Origin of the sequence: Enterobacter asburiae (assembly GCF_024599655.1) — a bacterium.
GTDB classification, from domain to species: Bacteria; Pseudomonadota; Gammaproteobacteria; order Enterobacterales; family Enterobacteriaceae; genus Enterobacter; species Enterobacter asburiae_D.
Genome location: NZ_CP102247.1, coordinates 4,187,230 through 4,209,374, shown reverse-complemented (window position 1 = coordinate 4,209,374; position 22,145 = coordinate 4,187,230). Strand labels below are relative to the sequence as shown.

The following is a 22,145-nucleotide window of genomic DNA, read 5'->3' as shown; positions in this document are numbered from 1 at the left end:
TTTTCCGAATCGTTCGCCTACTTTATCACTATTCTTTCTTCTCGCTCTCTTCGTCTTCGGGGACGGATTTGCTGGCGGTCAGCAGGAACGGGGATTGCTGCCAGCGCGAGCGCTTGCCGCGAAGCAGGGTACGTGCCAGCACAACGCCGATGGCGAGTGAAAGCAGCAGCATCAGGCGCAGAATATTGGTGGTATTATCGACCTGTTTGGCTTCAGTAGGCAGGGTGTGGGTATCGAGGGTCAGGCGCAGATAGCCCAGCGGACCATTCTTCCCCTGAATAGGTTCGACGATCTGCTGGTTAAAATAGCCCCCGGCTTTTTTACCGTCCAGCGCCAGCCTGTCGCGCACGTCGACGTGCTCGCCCGCGCGGGCAATCAGGTTGCCTTGCTCATCATAGACGCCGGCATCAAGAATGCGGCTGTTCTCCGTGAGCAGGCGTAAAACCTGGCCTATCCGCTTATCGTCCGGCGTTTCGGTACGCATGGACGGCGCGACGTTGAGCGTCACCTGGCGCGCCAGCGTGCGGGCCAGCTCTTCAAACTGCGGGTTACGTTGCCGTTGATGGTTCTGGCTAAACCACGATGCTCCTTGCATCAGCACCACTAATAGTGCGAGACAGGAAAGGACAATCACGGCGCGATGAAGCCGGAATTTCAGTTTTGCGCGAGCCATATTCCACCTGCTGAAAATTTACGGCTTAATGTTGCCAGAAGTGATGGTTACAGGGTAGCCTCATGCGTTATTTTCCCTCTGCAACCTTCCGGCGCGAACGAAATTACAGGAGCTTTAATGCCGAACATTACCTGGTGTGACCTGCCAACGGATGTCTCTTTATGGCCAGGATTGCCGCTCTCTTTAAGTGGCGATGAGGTGATGCCTCTGGATTACCACGCCGGTCGTAGCGGCTGGCTCCTCTACGGACGCGGTCTGGATAAGCAACGCCTGACCCAGTATCAAAGCAAGCTGGGTGCGGCAATGGTCATCGTCGCCGCCTGGTGCGTGGAAGACTACCAGGTGATTCGCCTGGCGGGTTCCCTGACGCAGCGCGCAACGCGTCTGGCGCATGACGCCGGGCTGGACGTCGCGCCGCTGGGTAAAATCCCACACCTGAAAACCCCTGGCCTGCTGGTCATGGACATGGACTCAACCGCCATTCAGATCGAGTGTATTGACGAGATTGCGAAGCTGGCGGGCAGCGGCGAACTGGTGGCGGAAGTCACCGAACGTGCGATGCGCGGCGAGCTGGACTTCACCGCCAGCCTGCGCCAGCGCGTGGCGACACTGAAAGGGGCCGATGCCAACATCCTGCGCCAGGTGCGCGACGTGCTGCCGCTGATGCCAGGGCTGACGCAGCTGGTGCTGAAGCTGCAGTCCCTCGGCTGGAAAGTGGCGATCGCCTCCGGTGGTTTCACCTTCTTCGCGGATTACCTGCGGGAAAAACTGCATCTGACCACCGTGGTGGCCAATGAGCTGGAGATCATGGACGGCAAGCTGACCGGCCAGGTGATCGGCGATATCGTGGATGCCCAGTACAAAGCCAATACGCTGACGCGTCTGGCGGAAAAATATGAAATTCCGGTTGTCCAGACCGTCGCCATCGGGGACGGCGCGAACGACCTGCCGATGATCAAAGCGGCCGGACTGGGCATTGCCTACCACGCCAAGCCAAAAGTGAATGAAAAGACGGAAGTCACTATCCGTCACGCTGACCTGATGGGGGTGTTCTGCATTCTCTCCGGCAGCCTTAATCAGAAATAACGGTCTGCTTTGTAGGCCGGGTAAGCCTAAGCGCCACCCGGCACGCAGGCCGCACAGAAATAACGAGGTAAACCGTGGCGAAAGCTCCAAAACGCGCATTTGTCTGTAATGAATGTGGTGCGGATTATCCGCGCTGGCAGGGGCAATGCAGCGCCTGCCATGCCTGGAACACCATCACCGAAGTGCGTGGTGTGGCGGCTTCGCCGAGCGTGGCCCGCAACGAGCGCCTGAGCGGCTATGCCGGTAACGCGGGCGTGGCGAAGGTGCAAAAACTCTCGGACATTAGCCTCGAAGAGCTGCCGCGCTTCTCCACCGGGTTCAAAGAGTTTGACCGCGTGCTCGGCGGCGGCGTGGTTCCGGGCAGCGCCATTCTGATCGGCGGTAACCCGGGGGCGGGTAAATCGACCCTGCTGCTGCAAACGCTCTGCAAGCTCGCCGAACAGATGAAAACCCTGTACGTCACGGGCGAAGAATCTTTGCAGCAGGTGGCGATGCGCGCGCACCGTCTGGGCCTGCCGACCGGCAACCTGAATATGCTGTCGGAAACCAGCATCGAGCAGATCTGCATGATCGCCGAAGAAGAGCAGCCGAAGCTGATGGTGATCGACTCCATCCAGGTGATGCACATGGCGGACATTCAGTCCTCGCCGGGCAGCGTCGCGCAGGTGCGTGAAACCGCAGCTTACCTGACGCGCTTTGCCAAAACGCGCGGCGTGGCGATTGTGATGGTCGGCCATGTGACCAAAGACGGCTCGCTGGCCGGACCGAAGGTGCTTGAACACTGTATCGACTGCTCCGTGATGCTCGACGGCGACGCGGATTCCCGCTTCCGTACCCTGCGCAGCCATAAGAACCGCTTTGGCGCGGTGAACGAACTGGGCGTGTTTGCCATGACCGAACAGGGGCTGCGCGAAGTCAGCAACCCGTCGGCTATCTTCCTGAGCCGGGGAGATGAGATCACCTCCGGCAGCTCGGTGATGGTGCTGTGGGAAGGGACGCGCCCGCTGCTTGTCGAAATTCAGGCGCTGGTGGACGTGTCGATGATGGGCAACCCGCGGCGCGTGGCGGTTGGTCTGGAACAGAACCGTCTGGCGATCCTGCTGGCGGTGCTGCACCGTCACGGCGGGCTGCAGATGGCGGATCAGGACGTCTTCGTTAACGTGGTCGGCGGCGTCAAAGTCACTGAAACCAGCGCAGACCTGGCGCTGCTGCTGGCGATGGTCTCCAGCCTGCGCGACAGACCGCTGCCGCAGGATCTTGTCGTCTTCGGCGAAGTGGGCCTCGCCGGGGAGATCCGTCCGGTGCCCAGCGGTCAGGAGCGTATCTCCGAGGCAGCAAAACACGGCTTCCGCCGGGCGATCGTTCCCGCCGCCAACGTGCCGAAAAAAATCCCGGAAGGGATGCAGGTATTTGGCGTGAAGAAACTCGCAGATGCGTTAAATGTCTTTGACGACTTATAATTACGTAAAATTGATTTTGCAGGAGGCACCGTAATTTATGTCATCATTTGACTATATCAAGACCGCAATCCGCCAGAAGGGCTGCACGCTGCAGCAGGTGGCGGACGCCAGCGGCATGACCAAAGGCTACCTGAGCCAGCTGCTGAACGCCAAAATCAAAAGCCCCAGCGCGCAGAAGCTCGAAGCGCTGCACCGCTTTCTGGGGCTGGAATTCCCGCGTATGCAAAAGAACATCGGCGTGGTGTTCGGCAAGTTTTACCCGCTGCATACCGGGCATATCTATCTGATCCAGCGCGCCTGTAGCCAGGTTGACGAGCTGCACATCATCATGGGCTACGACGAAACCCGCGACCGCCAGCTGTTCGAAGACAGCGCCATGTCGCAACAGCCGACCGTGCCGGACCGCCTGCGCTGGCTGCTCCAGACCTTTAAGTATCAGAAAAATATTCGTATTCATGCCTTTAACGAAGAGGGCATGGAGCCGTATCCGCACGGCTGGGACGTGTGGAGCAACGGCATCAAAGCGTTTATGGAAGAGAAGGGCATTGCGCCGAACTGGATCTACACCTCTGAAGAGTCCGACGCGCCGCAGTTCCGCGAGCATCTGGGCATCGAGACGGTGCTGATCGATCCGAAACGCACCTTTATGAACATCAGCGGGGCGCAGATCCGCGAAAACCCGTTCCGCTACTGGGATTACATTCCGACCGAAGTGAAGCCGTTCTTCGTGCGCACGGTAGCTATTCTGGGCGGCGAGTCGAGTGGTAAATCGACGCTGGTCAACAAGCTTGCGAACATCTTCAACACCACCAGCGCGTGGGAGTATGGCCGCGATTATGTCTTCTCGCACCTCGGCGGCGACGAGATGGCACTGCAGTATTCCGACTATGACAAAATTGCGCTCGGACACGCCCAGTACATTGATTTTGCGGTGAAATACGCTAATAAAGTGGCGTTTATCGATACCGATTTCGTCACCACGCAGGCGTTCTGTAAAAAATACGAAGGGCGCGAGCACCCGTTCGTGCAGGCGCTGATTGACGAATACCGCTTTGACCTGGTGATCCTGCTGGAGAACAACACCCCGTGGGTGGCTGACGGCATGCGCAGCCTCGGCAGCTCGGTGGACAGGCGAGAGTTTCAGACCATGCTGGTGGAGATGCTCAATGAGAACAACGTTGAGTTTGTGCATGTGGAAGAGTCGGACTACGACTCCCGTTTCCTGCGCTGCGTCGAGCTGGTGAAGGAGATGATGGGGGAGCAGGGTTAAAGACGGCTCCGTGCTATCCCCTCTCCCCTATGGGGAGAGGGTTAGGGTGAGGGGAAACAAACCACTCAATACTCAACCACCACTTTCCCCCGCATATGCCCCTCCAGCACCTTACGGTGCGCCTCGGTAATGCTTTCCACGCTCAGCCCGTGCAGCGTTTCACTCAGCGAACTTTCCACCACACCGTTATCCACCAGCTTGGCCACCTCATTGAGGATCTCCCCCTGACGCGCCATATCTGCCGTCTGGTACATGCTGCGGGTATACATAAACTCCCAGTGCAGCGCGGCGGATTTGGACTTCAGCTTGTCCTGGTTCAGCGGACGTTCATTCTCAACGATGGAGCAGATATGCCCCTGCGGCGCAATCAGTTCGCTGACCGCATCCCAGTGCCCGTCGGTGTCGTTGAGGATGAAAATGTAATCCACAAAGGTCAGCCCGTGTTTCGCCAGCTCGCCTTTCAGGTCGCGGTAGTTGACGACAACGTCAGCCCCGCGATCGCGGCACCACCGGGCGGAATCTTCTCTTGATGCTGTCGCGATGATTTTCACCTTGCTGTTGTGCTTCGCAAAGGGGATCGCCAGCGATCCTACGCCGCCCGCGCCGCCGATGATCAGCAGCGTTTTATCCGCCCCGGCATCCTGAATGTTCAGCCGTTCAAACAGGCCTTCCCACGCGGTGAGCGCGGTTAAGGGCAGTGCAGCGGCAGCCGCCCAGCCGAGACTGGCAGGCTTGCGCCCGACAATGCGCGCATCGATCAGCTGATGCGTGGTATTGCTGCCCGGGCGGGTGATGTCGCCCGCGTACCATACTTCGTCACCCGGTTTGAATCCGGTGACGCCAGCCCCAACGGCTTTGACGATCCCGCTGGCGTCCCACCCGAGAATGCGCGGATCTTTCAGCCCGCTTTTGGCAATGCCCGCGTGGACTTTGGTATCGACCGGGTTAATGGAAACGGCCTTCACCTCCACCAGCAGATCGTGCTCGCCGGGTTGCGGCATAGGCGGGGTGATTTCAATGAAGGTGGACGGATTTTCTGGGTTAACGGCGATGGCTTTAACAGACATGGTGTGCTCCTCAATGGAATGCGTTTTGTTGATGCTAGTCTATTAAGTGGCCAGCTGCATGATAAGATGGACAATCAAGAACTCAGCGTTCGTACAGGATGAACAATCATGTTTAAACAGCTGCAGGATATGGCGCTGTTCGCGCTGGTGGCGGAGATGGGCAGCTTTACCGCAGCGGCGCAGAAGGCCGAACTGCCGAAATCGAGCGTTAGCCAGCGAATTAGCCAGCTGGAGCAGCAGGTGGGGATCCGCCTGCTCAACCGCACCACGCGCAGGATCAGCCTCACGTTTGCGGGCGAGCACTATCTGGTGCACTGTCGTGAGATGCTGGCGGCCAGCGAGCGGGCCGAGTATGCCATTCAGCGCCTGCGCGAAAACCCCAGCGGGCGGCTGCGGATCACCTGTCCGGCGGGGATAGGGGCGACGCTGCTGGCGCATATGAACGCCGAGTTCCAGCTTCGCTATCCTGACGTGTCGCTGGACGTGTCGATTTCTGATGACGTGGTGGATCTGGTCGAGGCCGGGTTTGACGTTGCGCTGCGTACCGGCAAGCCGCAGGACTCTTCCCTGATTGGCCGAATGATCGGGCACTGCCCGCGCTATATGCTGGCCTCGCCGGACTATCTGGCGCGTCGGGAGCCGTTAATTCATCCCCGTCAACTGGTGGATCATCGTTGCATTACGCACCGGGCGTGGTCGGAGTGGCTTCTGCGAAGCGAAAGCGAGGATTACCGCTACCTGCCGGATAACGCACACATGACCGATAATCTGGTATACGCCCGCGAGTGTGCGATTGCCGGTGCGGGGATCACGCTCTTACCCGCGTTTCTGCTGGAGGATAAGATCGAAAAAGGTGCGCTGGTTCAGGTGCTGCCGGAGTGGAATGTTGAAGGTAACGATCTGTGGCTGGCCTACCCGAGCCGCAAGCTGAACTCGCCCGCGCTGATGAGCTATATCGAGTTTGCGATGCAGTTCGATGAGGTGAAGCGGTATTACGTGGGCAAATAAAAAAGCCGGGTGGCGGCTTCGCCTTACCCGGCCTACAAAGTGTGCGGCCTGATGCCCTCACCCTGACCCTCTCCCACGGGGAGAGGGTACAAACATAAAAAACGGCAACCGAAGTTGCCGTTTTGCTTTTATTTCGAAATACGCTTGTACTTAATACGCTTCGGCTCCAGCGCGTCGGCGCCCAGCGTGCGTTTCTTGTACTCTTCGTATTCGGTGAAGTTACCTTCGAAGAACTCCACTTTGCCTTCGTCCTGATAGTCCAGGATGTGGGTCGCGATACGGTCCAGGAACCAGCGGTCGTGCGAGATAACCATCGCGCAGCCCGGGAACTCCAGCAGGGCGTTTTCCAGCGCGCGCAGGGTTTCGATATCCAGGTCGTTTGTTGGTTCATCGAGCAGCAGAACGTTACCGCCCACCTGCAGCAGCTTCGCCAGGTGCAGACGACCACGCTCGCCGCCGGACAGCTCGCCCACGCGTTTGCCCTGGTCGGTGCCTTTGAAGTTAAAGCGGCCAACATAGGCGCGGCTTGGCATCTCGGTGTTGCCGATACGCATGATATCCAGACCGCCGGAGACTTCTTCCCACACGGTTTTGCTGTTATCCATCGCGTCACGGAACTGGTCAACGGAGGCCAGCTTCACGGTTTCACCCAGGGTGATAGAGCCGCTGTCAGGCTGTTCCTGACCGGACATCATGCGGAACAGGGTTGATTTACCCGCGCCGTTCGGACCGATGATGCCAACGATAGCGCCTTTCGGTACGGAGAAGCTCAGGTCGTCGATCAGCAGACGGTCGCCGTAGGACTTGCGCAGGTTGCTGACTTCAACCACTTTATCCCCCAGACGTGCTCCAGGCGGAATAAACAGTTCGTTGGTTTCGTTACGTTTCTGGTATTCGGTGTTGTTCAGCTCTTCGAAGCGTGCCAGACGGGCTTTGCCCTTAGACTGACGGCCTTTCGCGCCCTGACGAACCCACTCCAGCTCTTTCTCAATAGACTTGCGACGCGCCGCTTCCTGGGAAGCTTCCTGCGCCAGACGCTGATCTTTCTGCTCCAGCCAGGAGGAGTAGTTGCCTTCCCACGGAATACCTTCGCCGCGGTCCAGCTCGAGGATCCAGCCAGCGACGTTGTCGAGGAAGTAACGGTCGTGGGTAATCGCCACAACGGTGCCTTCGAAGTCGTGCAGGAAGCGCTCCAGCCACGCCACGGATTCCGCATCCAGGTGGTTAGTTGGTTCGTCGAGCAGCAGCATGTCTGGTTTTTCCAGCAGCAGGCGGCACAGCGCCACGCGGCGGCGTTCACCCCCGGAGAGGTTAGCGATTTTCGCATCCCAGTCCGGCAGACGCAGGGCGTCAGCCGCGCGCTCCAGCTGCACGTTCAGGTTGTGACCGTCGTGCGCCTGGATGATCTCTTCATACTTGCCCTGCTGCGCGGCCAGCTTGTCGAAGTCCGCATCCGGTTCGGCGTATTTGGCATACACTTCATCCAGACCTTTCAGGGCGTTAACCACTTCGGAAACCGCTTCTTCAACGGATTCGCGAACGGTGTGTTCCGGGTTCAGCTGAGGTTCCTGCGGTAGGTAACCAATCTTGATGCCAGGCTGCGGACGGGCTTCACCTTCGATGTCTGTATCAATCCCGGCCATGATGCGCAGCAGGGTGGACTTACCGGCACCGTTGAGACCCAGAACACCGATTTTTGCGCCCGGGAAGAAGCTCAGCGAGATATTTTTAAGAATATGACGTTTCGGCGGGACAACTTTGCCGACACGATGCATGGTATAAACGAATTGAGCCACGTTGGACTTCGCCTCTTTTATCGTAATGAGAAGGAATTTCAGCCTCGAAGTGTAGCCTTTTTCACGTCCTAATCCCAGCCAGGAACGTCGGGAGTGTTAAAACGCGCAAGAAAGGTAAAAAAGTGTCCATGACGTGGCGCGTTGAAGGATGCCTGGTTAGCATAAGTTAATTAGACTTTGACGTGGCAAGACGCTGCAATTGACGAAAAAACAATGAGGAAGAGCTTGTGGAAAAAGCCAAACGGGTGGTCTGGCGTCTGCTGGCTGCCAGCGTATGCGTAATGGCGGTAAGCCAGGCGGTGCATGCCGATTCACTGGATGAACAACGTAACCGCTACGCCCAGATTAAACAGGCGTGGGACAACAAGCAGATGGATACCGTGCAGGCGCTGATGCCGACGCTAAAGGATTATCCGCTGTATCCGTATCTGGAGTATCGCCAGATAACCGACGATCTGATGAACCAGCCTACCGTCACCGTGAATAACTTCATTCAGGCGAACCCAACCCTGCCGCCTGCCCGAAATCTCCAGTCTCGCTTTGTGAATGAGCTGGCGCGTCGCGAAGACTGGCGCGGACTGCTGGCGTTTAGCCCTGAAAAGCCGAACGCCACCGAAGCCCAGTGTAACTATTACTACGCGAAATGGGCGACCGGCCAGCAGGAAGAGGCCTGGGCCGGGGCGAAAGAGCTCTGGCTGACCGGGAAAAGCCAGCCGAACGCCTGTGATTCCCTGTTCGGCGCATGGCGCGCTTCCGGCAAGCAGGATCCGCTGTCCTACCTTGAGCGCATCCGTCTGGCGATGAAAGCCGGTAACACGCGTCTGGTGACCACGCTGGCGGGGCAGATGCCGTCCGATTACCAGACGATCTCCACCGCGGTTATCTCGCTGGCTAACGATCCAAACAGCGTGCTGACCTTTGCCCGCAGTACGGGCGCGACAGATTTTACCCGCCAGATGGCGGCGGTGGCCTTTGCCAGCGTGGCGCGTGACGATGTGGAAAACGCGCGGCTGATGATCCCGCAGTTGGTGCAGGCGCAGCAGCTCAATGAGGAGCAAACCCAGGAGCTGCGCGATATCGTGGCGTGGCGACTGATGGGCACCGATGTGACCGATGAACAGGCGCGCTGGCGTGACGATGCCATTATGCGTTCGAACTCCACGTCGCTGGTGGAGCGCCGCGTGCGCATGGCGCTGGGCTCGGGCGATCGCCGTGGGCTGAATACCTGGCTCGCGCGCTTGCCAATGGAGGCCAAAGAGAAAGACGAATGGCGCTACTGGCAGGCTGACCTGCTGATGGAGCGCGGTCGTGATGATGAAGCCAAAGAGATCCTACATACGCTGATGCAGCAGCGCGGGTTCTACCCGATGGCCGCCGCGCAGCGTCTGGGCGAGGAGTACACCTTCCGCATTGATAAAGCGCCCGCTAACGCGAACCCGGCGCTGACGCAGGGGCCAGAAATGGCGCGCGTTCGCGAGCTGATGTACTGGAATATGGATAACACCGCGCGCAGCGAGTGGGCGAATCTGGTGACCAGCCGCACCACCGACGAGAAAGCCCAGCTTGCCCGCTATGCGTTTGATAATCACTGGTGGGATCTCAGCGTGCAGGCGACGATCGCCGGCAAGCTCTGGGATCATCTCGAAGAGCGTTTCCCGCTGGCGTATAAAGATCTTTTCGATCGCTATACCAGCGGCAAAGATATCCCGCAAAGCTACGCGATGGCGATCGCCCGTCAGGAGAGCGCCTGGAACCCGAAAGTCCGTTCCCCGGTAGGCGCCAGCGGCCTGATGCAGATTATGCCGGGCACGGCGACGCACACGGTGAAGATGTTTAATATTCCGGGGTACAGCAGCCCGTCACAGCTCCTGGATCCGGATACCAATATCAACATCGGTACCAGCTATCTCCAGTACGTGTATCAGCAGTTCGGCAATAACCGCATCTTCTCTTCGGCGGCGTATAACGCGGGGCCTGGACGCGTGCGTACCTGGCTCGGCAACAGCGCCGGACGCATCGACGCCGTGGCGTTTGTCGAGAGCATCCCGTTCTCGGAAACGCGCGGCTACGTGAAGAACGTGCTGGCCTATGATGCGTACTATCGCTACTTCATGGGGCAGAAAGATACCCTGATGAGCGATGCCGAGTGGCAGAGACGTTACTGATCGGCGTGGGTTGTGTTATGCTGTACTCGCTAATGAGTACAAGAGGCAGCATAACATGACCCAGCATTCCCCGTATTCCTCGGCAATGGCCGAACAACGTCATCAGGAGTGGCTTCGTTTTGTGGAGCTGCTGCGTCAGTCTTACGAGCAGGATTTGCACTTGCCCCTTATGCAGCTGATGCTCACGCCGGACGAGCGTGAGGCGCTGGGCACGCGCGTGCGGATCATTGAAGAGCTGCTGCGCGGCGAGATGAGCCAGCGCGAGCTGAAAAATGAGCTCGGGGCGGGCATAGCAACCATCACCCGCGGCTCGAACAGCCTGAAGTCTGCGCCGGTTGAGCTGCGCCAGTGGCTGGAAGCGGTATTGCTGAAAAACGCCGGATGACGGCTACGCCTTATCCGGCCTGGAAACTTACCGATAAATCGCGTTATGGAACGGGCTTAACGCCAGAATCACGGCCTGATGGTAAACGCCTGAACGCGTCAGCGCGCCTGCGGTAAAGACGCCAATCGCCCCTTCTTTACGACCAATCTCATCGATGCCGGTGTACTGCGACATCACCGGCCCGAGCGCTTCACCCGCACGGACTTTTTCCAGAATGATCTCCGGCAGCGGCAGGGTGGCCGAGCGCGCTTCACCGCGCTGCTCGCGGCTTTCGATGACCACCCAGCTAAAGGTTGCTCCCTCGTCGATACCTGCTTCAATCGCTACCCAAAAGTCAGCATTCGGTGCCGCGGCCTTAGCGTTTGCCACGCGATTTCGTGCGCCAGCGCGCGTTTCCTCGCTGCCAAACGGCTGTTCAGGTACGCCGCTCTCGACGCCGATGGCCTCAATATGGCAGGATCCTGCGCCGAAGATCTCGTCAAATGCCCTTAGAATTGCCTGAATTTTGGCAGGATTAGTGGTAGCAGAGACAACATGGTGCATAATTAAGCTCGATTCAAAAAAAACTCATCGCAGTATAACGGAAAAAAAGCATGTTACAGGTATACCTTGTTCGCCACGGTGAAACGCAGTGGAACGCCGAGCGACGTATTCAAGGCCAGTCAGACAGTCCTCTCACTGAGAAGGGTGTGCAGCAAGCGTGGCAGGTGGCGGAACGCGCCAGAACGCTGGGCATTACCCACGTGATCACCAGCGATTTAGGTCGCACACAGCAGACGGCGCGCATCATCGCAGATGCCTGCGGCTGTGACGTCACGCTGGAGCCGCGCCTGCGCGAGCTGGATATGGGCGTGCTGGAAAAACGCCATATCGATACGCTGACGGAAGCGGAAGAGGGCTGGCGCCGCACGCTGGTGAACGGTACCGAAGATGGCCGTATTCCTGAAGGGGAATCCATGCAGGAGCTCAGCGTACGCATGCATGCCGCACTGGCGGAATGCCTGAAGCTCCCGGCAGGAAGCCGTCCGCTGCTGGTGAGTCACGGGATTGCGTTGGGTTGCCTGGTGAGCACCATTCTGGGGTTACCGGCTTACGCCGAGCGCCGTTTGCGTCTGCGCAACTGCTCCATTTCCCGAATTGATTATCAGGAAAGCGCGTGGCTGGCGTCGGGCTGGGTAGTGGAGATGGCAGGGGACATTTCGCATCTTGATGCCCCTGCGCTTGACGAACTGCAGCGTTAACGACGTATCGGAATCAAGAATTCCATACGCAGATTGATTGGGCCTTCTTCCGGTTTGGCATCCTGCGCCGGGTAGTAGCGCTCAATGTCCTGACCCTTACGGCGATTCAGATTCAGCATCGGCATGCAGGTTCCGTAAACGGTCAGGATAAACTCCTGAACCCCCGTTCCCAGCCCTTCATAGGCGAACATCACGTATTCGCCGCCTTCCAGCACAACAGGCTTCGAACCCTGAATGTAGCCATTGGCCATCTCTGGCGTCAGCGCGGTGGTATAGAACACCTCCTGCTCGTCGTCTTTTTCCTGGCTTGGGTGCGTTTCGTTGAGGCCATACAGAATTGGCGGGATCGCCGGTGCGTGGCTCAGGAAGTCGCGCCAGAACTGGACGCGCATCTGATGACGGAACTCAGAAATCTGCTCCAGTGAACAGGAGTAGCTCTGGGTTGTGCCGATCAGATGGGTTTCCGGCAGCGCGACAATTTCATATTTCGGCATCGTGAACTCGCCCAGACGCAGCGGCGGACGCATGCCAAACGAGCTCCAGTCAGGCGAGCGACGATAAAGCGCTGGCGTCAACGAGAACTGTTTTTTAAAGGCGCGGGTGAAAGTCTGCTGCGAATCGAAACGATATTGCAGGGCAATATCCAGAATCGGCCGCGCGGTCAGGCGCAGTGCCACCGCAGATTTAGATAAACGACGTGCGCGAATATAGGCCCCGATAGCATGACCGGTGACATCCTTGAACATCCTTTGCAGATGCCACTTGGAATAGCCTGCTTTAGCCGCCACATTATCCAGTGACAAAGGCTGGTCGAGATGACCTTCCAGCCAGGTGAGCAGGTCGCGAATAATTCCAGCCTGATCCATATACTATCCTCATCCTTAAAACAGCAGGTGCCTGATAACAGGTTAGCGGATAATAGCATTTTTTGATGTTTTAGCATTCAGTGTTTTTTTTGCGCATTCATGCTTTTTAGAGCACATTACAGGCAGATATATTCTAATCCTGTGATCTTGCTACATTTTTGTCTAAAGTGTTGAATAATCGCTCAGTGTAATTTTAAAGAATGGTAACAATATGAAATACAAGACTTTGATCTTCACCGCGTTGATGCTGATGGTCGGGCACGCGGCGCAGGCAGAACAGATTGGCTCCGTCGATACCGTGTTCAAAATGTTTGGCCCGGACCACAAAATCGTGGTGGAGGCGTTTGACGATCCGGACGTGAAAAACGTCACCTGCTACGTCAGCCGTGCGAAAACGGGCGGTATCAAAGGCGGGCTGGGGCTGGCGGAAGATACCTCCGATGCGGCGATTTCCTGTCAGCAGGTGGGGCCGGTTGAGTTGAGCGATAAAATTAAAAACGGTAAAGCGCAGGGCGACGTGGTATTCCAGAAACGGACCTCGCTGGTGTTTAAAAAGCTGCAGGTGGTGCGTTTCTATGATGCAAAACGCAACACCCTGGCCTACCTTGCCTATTCTGACAAAGTGGTGGAAGGCTCGCCGAAAAACGCGATCAGCGCGGTGCCGATTATGCCGTGGCATTAATTCAGGGATGAACCATGCAACAACCTGTGGTCTGGCTGGTTGAAGACGAAACCAGTATCGCCGATACGCTGATCTACATGCTTCAGCAGGAAGGATTCGCGGTAAAGGCGTTTGAACGCGGTTTACCCGTGCTGGAGGAGGCGCGGCGGCAGGTTCCGGCGCTCGCTATTCTGGACGTCGGGCTGCCGGACATCAGTGGATTTGAGCTTTGCCGCCAGCTGCTGGCGCAGCATCCCTCACTGCCCGTGCTGTTTCTGACGGCGCGCAGTGATGAGGTAGACAAGCTGCTTGGCCTGGAAATGGGGGCTGATGACTACGTTGCGAAACCTTTCTCCCCTCGTGAAGTCTGCGCCCGGGTAAGAACGATTTTACGGCGCATGCAAAAATCCGCCGCACCATCAGAAACGTTGCGTATCGGGCAGTTTGAACTGAACGAGCCTGCCGCGCGAATCAGCTGGTGCGGTGAAGCACTGCCCCTGACCCGCTACGAGTTCTTGCTGCTCAAAACCTTGTTGCAGGCCCCCGGGCGGGTGTTTTCTCGCCAGCAGCTCATGGACAAGGTGTGGGGTGAAGACGGCGACAGTTTCGACCGTACCGTGGACACACACATCAAAACCCTGCGCGCCAAGCTGCGGGCGGTGAACGAGGAACTCTCACCCATCAGCACCCATCGCGGCATGGGCTACAGTCTGGGCCTTTACTGATGCGCATTGGGATGCGGCTATTGCTGGGATACTTTCTGATCGTGGCCATCGCCGCATGGTTTGTGCTGTCGATCTTTGTTCAGGAAGTAAAGCCCGGCGTGCGCAGGGCAACCGAGGGCACGTTGATCGACACCGCGACCCTGCTGGCGGAAATTGGACGTGATGATTTGCTTTCGGGTCATGCGCAGCAGGGCAAACTGGCGCAGGCCTTTTCTCAGCTTCATCAGCGCCCCTTCCGCGCCAATATCGGCGGGATTCATAAAGTGCGTAACGAGTACCACGTCTACATGACCGATGCGCATGGCCGCGTCGTGTTTGATTCCGCCGGTCTGGCCGTGGGGAAAGATTACTCGCGCTGGAACGATGTCTGGCTGACGCTTCGCGGTGAATACGGTGCGCGCAGTACCCAGAGCCATCCTGACGATCCGGAGAGCACGGTGATGTATGTTGCCGCGCCGGTTGTGGATCAGGGCAAGATTATCGGCGTGCTGTCGGTCGGGAAACCTAACAGCGCGATGGCCCCGGTTATCCATCGCAGCGAGCGGCGGATCCTGTGGGCAGGCGGGGCGCTGCTCGGCATTGCCCTGCTGATCGGCCTTCTCGTCGCCTGGTGGATCAATCGTTCTATCAGTACGTTATCGCGCTATGCCGACTCGGTGACCACGGATACGCCTCTCCCGCTGCCTAATCCTGGCAGCAGCGAACTGCACAAGCTGGCCCTGGCGCTGGATAATATGCGCATTCGCCTGGAAGGGAAAAACTACATTGAACACTATGTCCATGCGCTGACCCACGAGCTGAAAAGCCCCATCGCCGCTATACGCGGCGCGGCGGAAATTCTCGCCGAGCAGCCGCCGCCGCAGGTAGCCGCGCGGTTTATCGATAATATTCTGGTGCAAAACGCGCGCATGCAGTCGCTGGTTGAAAAACTGCTCACCCAGGCGCGGCTTGAAAATCGGGTCGAGATTATGCCTCAGACCGTTCGCGTCGACCTGCTGTTTACGCGTCTTGCCGACGCCCGCTCGGCGCTGCTGGCGGCAAAAGAGATCGGGCTGACCCTCCAGCCCGCTTCGCTTCATGTTGAAGGCGATCCCGACCTGCTCGAACAGGCGCTCGGTAACTTGCTGGATAACGCTATCGATTTTACGCCGCAGGGTGGCGCCATTGAACTGGCGGCCCGGGAAGAGCAGGGGCAGATACAGCTTCTCGTCACCGACAGCGGAAGCGGGATCCCGGATTACGCGCTGGAGCGTATTTTTGAGCGCTTCTATTCCCTGCCGCGCGAGAACGGGTTGAAGAGCAGCGGACTCGGGCTGGCGTTTGTCCAGGAGGTGGCGCGTCTGCATCAGGGAGAGATTACGTTGCGTAATCGTGATGAAGGCGGCGTGATAGCCACGCTGACGCTTCACCGTCCCTTCACATAGCTTCAAACTGACCCCACACGGCCTGGTTACGCTCTCCTCATCACAAAGGAGACGTAATGATGAAATCCCCCCTGTTCTGGAAAGTAAGCACCCTGCTGGGGTGCATCCTGCTGCTGTTAGTCCCGCTTTTTATGGTCAGTAACCTGATATCAGAGCGGGAGAGCTACCGCAACGATGTCGAAAATACGCTTCGTCAGAGCACCAGCGGACCGCAAAAGCTGGTCGGTCCGATGATTGCGATTCCGATGACGGAGATCTTTTACAAGATAGAGGACGAGAAGAAGGTCGAGTACAAGAAAAGCTATATGCACTTCATCCTGCCGGAATCTCTGGTTGTGGAAGGGAACCAGCGCGTGGAGTCCCGCAATATTGGCATCTACGACGGGCAAATCTGGAACACTGACCTGAAGATAAAAGCGCAGTTTAATACCGAAGAGCTGAAGCAGCTGAAAGGGGAAACGATCGCGACAGGGCAGCCGTTTATCGTGACGGGCGTTGGCGACGCGCGGGGCATTGGCACGGTCAGTATCTCTAAAATCAACGGTGAGACGCTAAGCGTGGAACCCGGCTCAGGCGTCTACGGGGCGCTTGCAGGGATCCACATCCCGCTGACCGACAAAGCGCTGGAAGCCAAAACGTTTGCGCTTGAGATGTCCCTCAGCCTGGCGGGAACCGGCAGTTTTGCGGTGGTGCCGGTAGGGCGTAATAGCGAAATGACGCTCAACAGCAACTGGCCGCATCCGGGTTTTATGGGCGATTATCTCCCTGTTAAGCATCAGATTGGCGAGTCCGGTTTCCAGGCGAACTGGCAGAGCAGCTGGTTTGCAAATAACCTTGAAAGCTGGTTCTACGACAAGGAGTCTCCGGAGTGGGAGGCACTCCCGGCCTTTAGCGTCACGGTAGCCACGCCCGCCGATCAGTATCAGCTGACCGACCGTGCGATCAAGTACGCTATTTTGCTGATTGCGCTGACGTTTATGGCCTTCTTCGTCTTCGAAACCTTAACCGGATTACGCCTTCACCCGATGCAGTATCTGCTGGTGGGGCTGTCGCTGGTCCTGTTCTATCTGGTGCTGCTGGCGCTGTCTGAACACGTCGGGTTTACGCCAGCCTGGGTTGTTGCAAGCCTGGTTGGCGCAGCGATGAACGGAATGTACCTGCAGGCCGTGCTGAAAAGCTGGAAGCGCAGCGGGCTGTTTGTGCTGGCGCTGCTCGGGCTGGATGTGGTGATGTGGTTCCTGCTGCGCTCGGAGGACAGCGCGCTGCTGTTGGGGTCAGCGGTTCTCGCGCTGGCGCTGTTCGCCGTGATGTACCTGACCCGGCATTTCGACTGGTACTCGCTCTCTCAGCCGAAGCGACCTGAGCCACCCGCAGCACCGGATGACGATACGATGCGGATCTGGAAATAAAAAAAACGGCGCAAATGCGCCGTTTTTTAATGCGTTAACTGCGGGATTACTCCTGCAGATCGCCGCAGAAACGGTACCCTTCGCCGTGGATCGTGGCGATGATTTCCGGCGTATCCGGTGTAGATTCGAAATGCTTACGAATACGACGGATGGTCACGTCTACGGTACGGTCGTGCGGTTTCAGCTCACGGCCGGTCATTTTCTTCAGCAGCTCTGCACGGGACTGAATTTTGCCCGGGTTTTCGCAGAAGTGCAGCATCGCGCGGAATTCACTGCGCGGCAGTTTATACTGCTCACCGTTCGGGCTAATCAGCGAACGGCTATTGATATCAAGTTCCCAGCCGTTGAATTTGTAGCTGTCTACGCTACGACGCTCTTCGCTGACCGTACCCAGGTTCATGGTGCGGGACAGCAGGTTGCGTGCACGAATGGTTAACTCGCGAGGATTGAACGGCTTGGTGATGTAGTCATCCGCACCGATTTCCAGGCCAAGAATTTTATCAACTTCGTTATCACGGCCCGTCAGGAACATTAACGCGACGTTCGCCTGCTCGCGCAGTTCGCGCGCCAGAAGAAGACCGTTTTTGCCCGGCAGGTTAATATCCATGATCACCAGGTTGATATCATTTTCAGAAAGGATCTGATGCATCTCTGCGCCATCGGTCGCTTCAAAGACATCGTAGCCTTCTGCTTCGAAAATGCTCTTTAACGTGTTGCGTGTTACCAACTCGTCTTCAACGATAAGAATGTGCGGGGTCTGCATGTTTGCTACCTAAATTGCCAACTAAATCGAAACAGGAAGTACAAAAGTCCCTGACCTGCCTGATGCATGTCGCAAATTAACATGATCGGCTTAACGTGACTAAAGTACGTAATTGCGTTCTTGATGCACTTTCCATCAACGTCAACAACATCATTAGCTTGGTCTTGGGTACTTTCCCTTTGGACCCGACAGTGTCAAAAACGGCTGTCATCCTAACCATTTTAACAGCAACATAACAGGCTAAGTGACACCAGACACCCAATAAAACTACGCTTCGTTGACATATATCAAGTTCAATTGTAGCACGTTAACAGTTTGATGAAATCATCGTAGCCGAATGCTAGCCTTTGTCACAATTTTTCAATAAACCAACTAGTTGCGGACATTGATTTATAAACGAAGCGAATCCAATCAGAATAGGGTATTCATGTCGCTATTATCATTATAAAACATAGGGATAATAGTGTTCTGTTAACATTCTAACTGATTGTTCAGACAAGGAATAGTTTAGCGTTTTTAATTTGTTATGAAACGCTATTTCGGTGATTTGTGTTGCAATTTTGTAAATTCGCGCTGCGTAATATGTTGAGGCGCATCACATTTCTACCCGCTAACTGATTAAAAAGAGAGCATAAATGCATCTGTCGATTGTATTGGTTGCCCCAGCCAGAGCAGAAAATATAGGTGCTGCCGCGCGTGCCATGAAGACCATGGGTTTTACCGATTTACGTATCGTGGACAGCACGGCCCACCTGGAGCCTGCGGCACGTTGGGTGGCACATGGTTCAGGTGATATTCTCGATAATATAACTACTTACGCGACGCTTGCTGATGCGCTGCACGACATTTCGTTTACCGTTGCCACCACCGCGCGCAGCCGGGCGAAGTTCCATTACTATGCCACGCCAGCGGAGCTGGTGCCGATGCTGAGCGAGAAAAGCCAGTGGCTGGATAAGGCGGCGCTGGTGTTTGGGCGCGAGGATTCCGGATTAACCAACGAAGAGCTGGAGCTGGCGGACGTTCTTACCGGTGCACCGATGGTAGCCGATTACCCCTCTCTGAATTTAGGCCAGGCGGTTATGGTCTACTGCTATCAATTAGCCTCCCTAATACAAATCCCCCAGCCTCCGGCAGAAGGGGCAAATGAAAATCAGCTGGCTGCGCTGCGGGCACGCGTCGAGCAGCTGTTATCTCAGCTGGGGGTGGCCGACGATCAAAAAATGGCTGACTGGCTGCAGCAGCGGTTGGGGCGTCTTGAGCAGCGGGACACCGCAATGCTGCACCGTTTGCTGCACGATATTGAAAAAAAACTGGCCGAGTAAAATACTGCCATAAGTTTTTACTATGGCGAATAAGTCTGTCCAGAAGGGTTGCACTTGGGCGAATCGGATGAAAATAAATCTGCAAGCAGCGGGACGTGAGAGTCTCCCGAATTGTGATCAAATTAAAAATTCGTTGACTTAAGGTGCCCGATCCTTTAACCCTAAAAGAATACAGCACAGACAGATAATAATTACAGAGTACACAACATCCATGAAACGCATCAGCATCACCACCATTACTACAACCATCATCATTACCACAGGTAACGATGCGGGCTGACGCGTACAGGAAAAACAAAAAAAAGCCCGCACCTAGACAGTGCGGGCTTTTTTTTCGGCTAAAGGAAACGAGGTAGAACCATGCGAGTGTTGAAGTTCGGCGGTACATCAGTGGCAAATGCAGAACGTTTTCTGCGTGTTGCCGATATCCTGGAAAGCAACGCCAGGCAGGGGCAGGTTGCGACCGTGCTCTCTGCCCCGGCAAAAATCACGAACCATCTGGTGGCGATGATTGAAAAAACCATCGGTGGCCAGGATGCACTCCCGAACATCAGCGACGCAGAGCGTATCTTCGCTGACTTACTGCAGGGGCTGGCAGAGGCGCTGCCTGGCTTCCCGCACGCTCAGCTGAAGTCCTTCGTTGAGCAGGAATTCGCGCAAATCAAACACGTCCTGCACGGCATCAGCCTCCTCGGCCAGTGCCCGGACAGCATCAACGCGGCGCTGATCTGCCGGGGCGAAAAACTCTCAATCGCCATCATGGCGGGCGTGCTGGAAGCGCGCGGCCATAGCGTGACCGTGATCGACCCGGTTGAAAAACTGCTGGCGGTGGGCCACTACCTCGAATCCACCGTTGATATTGCCGAATCAACCCGCCGTATCGCCGCAAGCAAAATTCCCGCTGACCACATGATCCTGATGGCAGGCTTCACCGCCGGTAACGAGAAGGGCGAGCTGGTGGTGCTGGGCCGTAACGGCTCCGACTACTCCGCCGCCGTGCTGGCCGCCTGTTTACGCGCGGACTGTTGTGAGATCTGGACCGACGTCGACGGCGTCTATACCTGCGACCCGCGCCAGGTTCCGGACGCCAGGCTGCTGAAGTCGATGTCGTACCAGGAGGCAATGGAGCTTTCCTACTTCGGCGCCAAAGTGCTTCACCCGCGTACCATCTCCCCGATTGCCCAGTTCCAGATCCCCTGCCTGATTAAAAATACCGGTAACCCGCAGGCGCCGGGTACGCTGATTGGCGCGAGTACCGATGAGGACGGTCTGCCGGTGAAAGGCATCTCCAACCTCAACAACATGGCGATGTTCAGCGTCTCCGGTCCGGGGATGAAGGGAATGGTCGGCATGGCGGCGCGCGTGTTTGCGGCCATGTCACGCAACGGTATTTCGGTGGTGCTGATCACCCAGTCCTCTTCCGAGTACAGCATCAGCTTCTGCGTGCCGCAGGCCGACTGCCTGCGCGCCCGCCGCGCGCTGGAGGAAGAGTTCTATCTGGAGCTGAAAGAAGAGCTGCTGGAGCCGCTCTCCATTCAGGAGCGTCTGGCGATCATCTCCGTGGTAGGCGACGGCATGCGCACGCTGCGCGGTATCTCCGCCAAGTTCTTTGCCGCGCTGGCGCGCGCCAATATCAATATCGTGGCGATTGCCCAGGGCTCGTCAGAGCGTTCAATTTCTGTTGTTGTGGACAACGATGACGCCACCACCGGCGTACGCGTGGTTCACCAGATGCTGTTCAACACCGATCAGGTTATCGAGCTGTTCCTGATTGGCGTGGGCGGCGTGGGCGGCGCGCTGCTGGAGCAGGTGAAGCGTCAGCAGGAATGGCTGAAGAAGAAACATATCGATCTGCGCGTCTGCGGGATTGCCAACTCCAGAGCGCTACTCACCAACGTTCACGGTCTGAACCTGGAGAACTGGCAGGCCGAGATGAATGAGGCGAAAGAGCCGTTCAACCTGGGCCGCCTGATCCGTCTGGTGAAAGAGTACCACCTGCTCAACCCGGTGATCGTCGACTGTACCTCCAACCAGGCGGTGGCCGATCAGTACGCAGACTTCCTGCGCGAAGGTTTCCACGTGGTGACGCCAAACAAAAAGGCCAACACCTCGTCGATGGATTACTATCACCAGCTGCGTCTGGCGGCGAGCAAGTCGCGCCGCAAGTTCCTGTACGACACCAACGTGGGCGCGGGGCTGCCGGTTATCGAGAACCTGCAAAACCTGCTGAACGCGGGCGATGAACTGCAGCGTTTCTCCGGTATTCTCTCCGGCTCGCTGTCGTTTATCTTCGGCAAGCTGGATGAAGGGATGAGCCTGTCGGAAGCGACCCGCGCCGCGCGCGAGCTGGGCTATACCGAGCCGGATCCGCGTGACGACCTTTCCGGGATGGACGTGGCGCGCAAGCTGCTGATCCTCGCGCGTGAAACGGGCCGCGAGCTTGAGCTTTCGGATATCGTGATTGAGCCTGTCCTGCCGGCAGAATTTGACAGCAGCGGTGATGTCGCTGCCTTTATGGCCAGTTTGCCGCAGCTTGACGACGCTTTTGCCGCGCGCGTTGCGAAAGCCCGTGATGAAGGTAAGGTATTGCGCTATGTTGGCAACATTGAAGAAGATGGCGTGTGCCGGGTGAAGATTGCCGAAGTGGATGGCAACGACCCGCTGTACAAAGTCAAAAACGGCGAAAACGCCCTCGCGTTTTACAGCCACTATTATCAGCCATTGCCGCTGGTGCTTCGCGGCTATGGCGCAGGGAACGATGTTACGGCGGCGGGTGTGTTTGCCGATCTGCTGCGTACCCTGTCATGGAAGTTAGGAGTTTAAC

21 protein-coding genes and 1 other annotated feature are annotated in these 22,145 nt (G+C 57.1%); of the genes, 15 read left to right on the top strand and 6 right to left on the bottom strand.

Annotation, left to right across the window (positions count from 1 at the left end; all coding sequences use genetic code 11):
• Positions 1-28: 28 nt before the first annotated feature.
• Entirely contained in the window at positions 29-673 is a 645-nt protein-coding gene (locus NQ230_RS19970) for a YtjB family periplasmic protein (RefSeq protein WP_121424980.1), read from the bottom strand.
• 117 nt (positions 674-790) lie between these two features.
• Between NQ230_RS19970 and serB the strand changes: the two genes are divergently transcribed.
• From serB to nadR, 3 genes are all read left to right on the top strand, one after another.
• Positions 791-1,759, top strand: coding sequence for a phosphoserine phosphatase (gene serB, locus NQ230_RS19965; protein WP_025757501.1), 969 nt, complete (start codon positions 791-793; stop codon positions 1,757-1,759).
• 74 nt (positions 1,760-1,833) lie between these two features.
• On the top strand, positions 1,834-3,219 hold the full coding sequence (gene radA / locus NQ230_RS19960; RefSeq protein WP_014068810.1) for a DNA repair protein RadA: 1,386 nt from the start codon (positions 1,834-1,836) through the stop codon (positions 3,217-3,219).
• 37 nt (positions 3,220-3,256) lie between these two features.
• Positions 3,257-4,489, top strand: coding sequence for a multifunctional transcriptional regulator/nicotinamide-nucleotide adenylyltransferase/ribosylnicotinamide kinase NadR (gene nadR, locus NQ230_RS19955; RefSeq protein ID WP_015572616.1), 1,233 nt, complete (start codon positions 3,257-3,259; stop codon positions 4,487-4,489).
• A 65-nt stretch (positions 4,490-4,554) separates the two neighbouring features.
• Here nadR and NQ230_RS19950 read toward each other — a convergent pair whose 3' ends face one another.
• Entirely contained in the window at positions 4,555-5,556 is a 1,002-nt protein-coding gene (locus tag NQ230_RS19950; RefSeq protein ID WP_257258803.1) for a zinc-binding alcohol dehydrogenase family protein, read from the bottom strand.
• A 108-nt stretch (positions 5,557-5,664) separates the two neighbouring features.
• Here NQ230_RS19950 and NQ230_RS19945 point away from each other — a divergent pair, with 108 nt between their 5' ends.
• Positions 5,665-6,564 (top strand): LysR family transcriptional regulator, encoded by a 900-nt coding sequence (locus NQ230_RS19945; protein WP_121424983.1) that lies wholly within the window; start codon positions 5,665-5,667, stop codon positions 6,562-6,564.
• A gap of 128 nt (positions 6,565-6,692) precedes the next feature.
• Here the strand turns inward: NQ230_RS19945 and ettA are convergent, their stop codons facing one another.
• A complete protein-coding gene (gene ettA, locus NQ230_RS19940; RefSeq protein WP_023334445.1) occupies positions 6,693-8,360 on the bottom strand; it encodes an energy-dependent translational throttle protein EttA in 1,668 nt (555 codons plus the stop codon).
• Positions 8,361-8,587: 227 nt separating this feature from the next.
• On the opposite strand from ettA, the gene sltY reads away from it, so the two are divergent.
• Positions 8,588-10,525: a murein transglycosylase gene (gene sltY, locus NQ230_RS19935; RefSeq protein ID WP_257258802.1), complete on the top strand. Its 1,938-nt coding sequence runs from the start codon at positions 8,588-8,590 to the stop codon at positions 10,523-10,525.
• Positions 10,526-10,580: 55 nt separating this feature from the next.
• Complete coding sequence (gene trpR / locus NQ230_RS19930; protein WP_010427104.1) at positions 10,581-10,910, top strand: trp operon repressor; 330 nt, start codon at positions 10,581-10,583, stop codon at positions 10,908-10,910.
• Positions 10,911-10,937: 27 nt separating this feature from the next.
• Here trpR and yjjX read toward each other — a convergent pair whose 3' ends face one another.
• Positions 10,938-11,453 (bottom strand): inosine/xanthosine triphosphatase, encoded by a 516-nt coding sequence (yjjX, locus tag NQ230_RS19925; protein ID WP_023334447.1) that lies wholly within the window; start codon positions 11,451-11,453, stop codon positions 10,938-10,940.
• A 50-nt stretch (positions 11,454-11,503) separates the two neighbouring features.
• On the opposite strand from yjjX, the gene gpmB reads away from it, so the two are divergent.
• Positions 11,504-12,151, top strand: coding sequence for a 2,3-diphosphoglycerate-dependent phosphoglycerate mutase GpmB (gene gpmB, locus NQ230_RS19920; protein WP_252033033.1), 648 nt, complete (start codon positions 11,504-11,506; stop codon positions 12,149-12,151).
• Here the strand turns inward: gpmB and robA are convergent.
• A complete protein-coding gene (gene robA / locus NQ230_RS19915) occupies positions 12,148-13,017 on the bottom strand; it encodes an MDR efflux pump AcrAB transcriptional activator RobA (protein WP_257258799.1) in 870 nt (289 codons plus the stop codon). The two genes, gpmB and robA, sit on opposite strands and share 4 nt — an antisense overlap.
• A 211-nt stretch (positions 13,018-13,228) precedes the next feature.
• Between robA and creA the strand changes: the two genes are divergently transcribed.
• The 4 genes from creA to creD are packed head-to-tail and all read left to right on the top strand — an operon-like array spanning position 13,229 to position 17,236.
• A complete protein-coding gene (creA, locus tag NQ230_RS19910; RefSeq protein WP_121424986.1) occupies positions 13,229-13,699 on the top strand; it encodes a protein CreA in 471 nt (156 codons plus the stop codon).
• Positions 13,700-13,713: 14 nt separating this feature from the next.
• A complete protein-coding gene (gene creB, locus NQ230_RS19905; protein ID WP_024907408.1) occupies positions 13,714-14,403 on the top strand; it encodes a two-component system response regulator CreB in 690 nt (229 codons plus the stop codon).
• Entirely contained in the window at positions 14,403-15,827 is a 1,425-nt protein-coding gene (gene creC / locus NQ230_RS19900) for a two-component system sensor histidine kinase CreC (RefSeq protein ID WP_213821474.1), read from the top strand. Before creB ends, creC begins: the two co-directional genes overlap by 1 nt.
• 56 nt (positions 15,828-15,883) lie before the next feature.
• The gene (gene creD, locus NQ230_RS19895; RefSeq protein WP_059347196.1) at positions 15,884-17,236 is read left to right on the top strand and encodes a cell envelope integrity protein CreD; all 1,353 of its coding nucleotides are present in this window, start codon (positions 15,884-15,886) and stop codon (positions 17,234-17,236) included.
• Positions 17,237-17,282: 46 nt separating this feature from the next.
• Here the strand turns inward: creD and arcA are convergent, their stop codons facing one another.
• Positions 17,283-17,999 carry a two-component system response regulator ArcA gene (gene arcA / locus NQ230_RS19890; protein ID WP_003856501.1) on the bottom strand — a complete coding sequence of 239 codons (717 nt, stop codon included), beginning with the start codon at positions 17,997-17,999 and terminating at the stop codon, positions 17,283-17,285.
• Positions 18,000-18,094: 95 nt separating this feature from the next.
• Between arcA and yjjY the strand changes: the two genes are divergently transcribed.
• From yjjY to thrA, 4 genes are all read left to right on the top strand, one after another.
• Positions 18,095-18,235: a YjjY family protein gene (gene yjjY / locus NQ230_RS19885; protein WP_085928893.1), complete on the top strand. Its 141-nt coding sequence runs from the start codon at positions 18,095-18,097 to the stop codon at positions 18,233-18,235.
• Between the two features lie 399 nt (positions 18,236-18,634).
• Positions 18,635-19,321, top strand: a complete 687-nt coding sequence (locus tag NQ230_RS19880) for a tRNA/rRNA methyltransferase (RefSeq protein ID WP_029740855.1) — start codon at positions 18,635-18,637, stop codon at positions 19,319-19,321.
• Between the two features lie 211 nt (positions 19,322-19,532).
• Positions 19,533-19,601 carry a thr operon leader peptide gene (thrL, locus tag NQ230_RS19875; RefSeq protein ID WP_015572623.1) on the top strand — a complete coding sequence of 23 codons (69 nt, stop codon included), beginning with the start codon at positions 19,533-19,535 and terminating at the stop codon, positions 19,599-19,601.
• Positions 19,540-19,657: a sequence feature (Thr leader region), on the top strand. Its footprint overlaps the gene before it by 62 nt.
• 24 nt (positions 19,658-19,681) lie before the next feature.
• Positions 19,682-22,144: a bifunctional aspartate kinase/homoserine dehydrogenase I gene (gene thrA, locus NQ230_RS19870; protein WP_213821470.1), complete on the top strand. Its 2,463-nt coding sequence runs from the start codon at positions 19,682-19,684 to the stop codon at positions 22,142-22,144.
• The last annotated feature ends 1 nt before the right edge of the window (position 22,145 follow it).

Bases quoted from the DNA above. Each gene is read 5' to 3' on its own strand.
- NQ230_RS19970 (WP_121424980.1), bottom strand. From the start codon at position 673: ATGGCTCGCGCAAAACTGAAATTCCGGCTTCATCGCGCCGTGATTGTC.
- serB (WP_025757501.1), top strand. From the start codon at position 791: ATGCCGAACATTACCTGGTGTGACCTGCCAACGGATGTCTCTTTATGG.
- nadR (WP_015572616.1), top strand. From the start codon at position 3,257: ATGTCATCATTTGACTATATCAAGACCGCAATCCGCCAGAAGGGCTGC.
- NQ230_RS19950 (WP_257258803.1), bottom strand. From the start codon at position 5,556: ATGTCTGTTAAAGCCATCGCCGTTAACCCAGAAAATCCGTCCACCTTC.
- NQ230_RS19945 (WP_121424983.1), top strand. From the start codon at position 5,665: ATGTTTAAACAGCTGCAGGATATGGCGCTGTTCGCGCTGGTGGCGGAG.
- trpR (WP_010427104.1), top strand. From the start codon at position 10,581: ATGACCCAGCATTCCCCGTATTCCTCGGCAATGGCCGAACAACGTCAT.
- yjjX (WP_023334447.1), bottom strand. From the start codon at position 11,453: ATGCACCATGTTGTCTCTGCTACCACTAATCCTGCCAAAATTCAGGCA.
- gpmB (WP_252033033.1), top strand. From the start codon at position 11,504: ATGTTACAGGTATACCTTGTTCGCCACGGTGAAACGCAGTGGAACGCC.
- robA (WP_257258799.1), bottom strand. From the start codon at position 13,017: ATGGATCAGGCTGGAATTATTCGCGACCTGCTCACCTGGCTGGAAGGT.
- creA (WP_121424986.1), top strand. From the start codon at position 13,229: ATGAAATACAAGACTTTGATCTTCACCGCGTTGATGCTGATGGTCGGG.
- creB (WP_024907408.1), top strand. From the start codon at position 13,714: ATGCAACAACCTGTGGTCTGGCTGGTTGAAGACGAAACCAGTATCGCC.
- creC (WP_213821474.1), top strand. From the start codon at position 14,403: ATGCGCATTGGGATGCGGCTATTGCTGGGATACTTTCTGATCGTGGCC.
- creD (WP_059347196.1), top strand. From the start codon at position 15,884: ATGATGAAATCCCCCCTGTTCTGGAAAGTAAGCACCCTGCTGGGGTGC.
- arcA (WP_003856501.1), bottom strand. From the start codon at position 17,999: ATGCAGACCCCGCACATTCTTATCGTTGAAGACGAGTTGGTAACACGC.
- NQ230_RS19880 (WP_029740855.1), top strand. From the start codon at position 18,635: ATGCATCTGTCGATTGTATTGGTTGCCCCAGCCAGAGCAGAAAATATA.
- thrA (WP_213821470.1), top strand. From the start codon at position 19,682: ATGCGAGTGTTGAAGTTCGGCGGTACATCAGTGGCAAATGCAGAACGT.